Here is a 3,486-nt window from a genome sequence, read left to right as displayed (position 1 = left end):
GGAGCGTCGTCGTCGTCCGCGGTCGCGTGACCAGGACGCGTCCGATGACCGGCCCGACGATGACCACGGCGACCAGGACGGCGAAGGCCAGCCACGGCACCGAGACGAGCAGGTTGGAGAGCACCTGCCGACCCTACGTCGGCGGCACCCGGCGTCGCGCGACCACATTGCCACCGTCCCCCGCACCGCGACGGCCACCCGGCATACTGAATCCGTGACGACGACCGATCACGAGTACCGGACGAGCGAGCCGGGGCGAACCGCCGCTCGTGACTGATTCCGTCCCGCCGGCGACGCGATCAGCGACCCGTCAGGGTCGGAAGCGACCCCTCGGGCGCATCGGGCGGCTCCTGCGGTTCCCCTGGAGCCTTCTCTTCCTCATCGCGTTCATCGCCGCCCTGCTGGTGCTCCTCCCCGTCACGACGCTCAGCGCACTGGCCGACGCGGACGGCGACTGGCAGGCGCGGTTGCCCGGCGGCAGGTTCTGGACCCACGCGACCATCTCTCAGGTCGCATTCGCGGGTATCCCCTTCATGGGTCTGCTCGCGCTCGCCGAAGTAGGTCTGATCAAGATGTTGGCGGGCGAGGTGCGGCTGTGGCGCTCGCGGATGGCGGCCCGTGGCCCTCACGCGGCGGGCGTGAAGACGGAAGGGCTCACCCGCGCATCCCTCGCCGCTCGGCCCCGCCGCGTCACGCGGGGATGGCGGGCCCGATGACCGACAGCAGGCGCAGCTTCTCGGCGCTCTCGCTGCCCGGCGCCGCCGTGTAGACGAGCAGAGAATGGGCGCTCTCGGGATCGACGAGCGTCTGACAGTGCACCTCGATCGCCCCGACCTCAGGATGGACGAAGTGCTTCGTGTCTCGCGGACGCAGACCGACCTCGTGGCGCTCCCACAGCGTCCGGAACTCCTCGCTGCGCTCGCGCAGGTCGTCGGCCAGCTCGGCGGCCCGTGACCCGGGCCCGCGCCGACCGACGATCTCGCGCAGGCCCGCGGCGAACAGTCGGCTCAGGAAGTCGTGGTCTTCCTCGGCGTAGAGGCCGCGCGACGCGGGGTCGGCGAACCAACGCCAGCCGAGGCTGCGGTGCCTCCCGCGTCGCAGGGAGGCATCGCCCGTGAGCGCGATCCCCAGGCGCGATTGGCGCAGCGTCTCACCCAGTTCGGTCACGACCTCAGCCGGGGTGTCGTCGAGCCGGTCCAGTACACGCAGCAATCCGGGGCCGATGTGCTCGGCGGCATCCGTGCGTTCCGCGGGGACGTGACCGGCGAGCCGGAAGAGGTGGTCGCGCTCGGCCCGAGACAGGTGCAGCCCCTGCGCGATCGACGCCACCATCTGCTCCGAGGGGTGCGGTCCGCGCTCGCGTTCGAGCCGGGCGTAGTAGTCGGTGGACATATGGCTGAGCGCCGCCGCCTCTTCGCGCCGCAGACCACGGGTGCGTCGCCGCACACCGCGCGGCAGTCCGACGTCCTCGGGCTGCAGCGCTTCGCGACGCGTGCGCAGGAAATGCGCGAGGGCTGCTCGATCGATCACGGTGCCTCCTCGACATCCTGTCTACCCCGTGTCGCATGGGCGAACCAGGGCGCGGCGATCCCCCTCTGGGGAGCGGGCCGGATGCCACCCGCCCGCCCCTGCGAGTGGTCGCGACCGGGGATGCGCGAGACGGGGATCGACAGGCCCTGCCTGCGCCTGCCGCGACGCGCGACGCTGGACCCCTGCCCACCGACACAGGAGACCGACATGGCACGCGACGACATCGACATCACGCTTCCCGACCTCGCCGGACGACGGGTCGTGCTCACCGGCGGCAGCGACGGGATGGGCCTGATCATGGCGGACCGCCTCGCCGCCGCGGGCGCCGACCTGGTGCTCCCGGTGCGCAACCGGGTCAAAGGCGAAGCCGTCGCGGCTCGCCTGCGCGCGAAGAACCCCGGGGCCATGGTCGCACTGCACGATCTGGACCTGTCGTCTCTGGCATCCGTGCGCTCCTTCGGTACCGCGCTCACGGCCGAGGGTGCGCCCGTGCACCTGCTGATCAACAACGCCGGGGTGATGACCCCTCCGTCGCGGCAGACGACCGCGGACGGACACGAGCTGCAGTTCGGCACGAACCACCTCGGGCACGTTGCGCTCGTCGGCCACCTCTGGCCGCTGCTGCGCGCGGGCGGGGCCCGCGTCGTATCGCAGGTGAGCGTCGCCGCCCGGTCCGGCCGCATAGCGTGGGATGACCTCGAGAGCGAGCGCGCGTACGACGGCCAACGGGCGTACAGCCGGTCGAAGATCGCGGTCGGGCTGTTCGCTCGCGCCCTCGACGAGAAGTCGCAGCGCGAGGGGTGGGGGATCCGCAGCGTGGTCTCGCACCCGGGAGTCGCTCCGACGAACCTGCTGGCCGCCCGCCCCGAGATCGGGCGTGACGCCGACACGACAGGGGTGAAGGTCGTCCGCTGGCTGTCGGCGCGCGGCCTGCTGCTGGGAACCGTCGAGACCGCGGCCCTTCCCGCGCTCGTCGCGGCGACGACGGCCGCACCCCGCAGCGACGTGCTGTACGGCCCCACCGGCCCCGGGCACGTGGGTGGCGGCCCGGGAACCCACCCGCTCTACCCGCCGCTGCGTGACCTCGCCGCCGCCGATCGGATGTGGGATGCCTCGGTCTCTCTCGCGGGTGTCGCGCACGCGTTCGAGCGGGGAGCCTGAGCACTCATCCACCGGTTGCCTGTGAGTTCTGCGCGGCCCGGCACCCGCGCCGCTCACGCTCCATAGGCTCCCCTCGTGCCTCCTTCCCCCTCGCGCCGCCGCGACCTCACCGCTGCCGCCGCCGCCGTCGGCTCCACCGTCCTCGGAGCCGGGCTCGGCGAGCTCGTCGCCGCCCTCGTCGCGCCCGCGGCGAGCCCGTTCGCGGTGATCGGGGGCGCGATGATCGATCTCGCGCCGGCGTGGGCGAAGAACCTGGCCATCGACCTGTTCGGCACGGGCGACAAGGCCGCCCTCCTGGTGGGGATCGCCGTGCTGCTGCTGATCGTCGCGGGCCTGGCCGGGGTGCTCGAGAACCGACGCGCGCCGTGGGGCCGAGTCGCGCTCGCCGCCCTCGGCGGTCTGGGCGCGGTGGTCTCACTCACGCGCGCCGATGCGGGGCTGCTCTCGCCCGTCCCCTCACTCGTGGCGGGGGCGGTGGCTGCGACGATCGGGGGCCTGCTGATCGGGCGGATGCGCCGCCGGGCCGAGGCGTCGAACGACGATCGGCAGGTCGAGGGACCCGCCGGTGATGAACGGGCGGGAACCGACGCGCCGAGCCGTGACCGGACGGCAGCCGGCCAGGCAGGCCCCGACGGCCTGAGCCGACGGACCGTGCTCGCCTACTCGGGCGTGGCCGTCCTCGCCGGCGCCCTCGCCGCGGCCGGAGCCCTCGCGATCGGCGGCGGCGCCCGCGCGGTGAGCGCCCTGCGTGCGGCGCTGCGCCTTCCGGCGCCCGCGACGACGGCATCCGTCCCC

3 protein-coding genes and 1 pseudogene are annotated in these 3,486 nt (G+C 73.5%); 3 read left to right on the top strand and 1 reads right to left on the bottom strand.

The window, feature by feature from the left end:
- Window positions 1–269: 269 nt before the first annotated feature.
- A complete protein-coding gene (locus tag QZ433_RS03015; protein WP_295779950.1) occupies window positions 270–716 on the top strand; it encodes a hypothetical protein in 447 nt (148 codons plus the stop codon).
- On the opposite strand, the gene QZ433_RS03010 is transcribed toward QZ433_RS03015, so the two are convergent.
- Complete coding sequence (locus QZ433_RS03010; protein ID WP_295779949.1) at window positions 691–1,530, bottom strand: helix-turn-helix transcriptional regulator; 840 nt, start codon at window positions 1,528–1,530, stop codon at window positions 691–693. The genes QZ433_RS03015 and QZ433_RS03010 overlap by 26 nt on opposite strands.
- A gap of 207 nt (window positions 1,531–1,737) precedes the next feature.
- On the opposite strand from QZ433_RS03010, the gene QZ433_RS03005 reads away from it, so the two are divergent.
- Both QZ433_RS03005 and QZ433_RS03000 read left to right on the top strand, forming a co-directional pair.
- Window positions 1,738–2,691 (top strand): SDR family oxidoreductase, encoded by a 954-nt coding sequence (locus QZ433_RS03005; RefSeq protein WP_295779948.1) that lies wholly within the window; start codon window positions 1,738–1,740, stop codon window positions 2,689–2,691.
- Window positions 2,692–2,766: 75 nt separating this feature from the next.
- A pseudogene (locus tag QZ433_RS03000) lies at window positions 2,767–3,486 on the top strand (oxidoreductase); the annotation flags it as partial.

Origin of the sequence: uncultured Microbacterium sp. (assembly GCF_913776565.1) — a bacterium.
Classification (GTDB): Bacteria; Actinomycetota; Actinomycetes; order Actinomycetales; family Microbacteriaceae; genus Microbacterium.
This window is presented reverse-complemented; position numbering and strand designations above follow the sequence as displayed.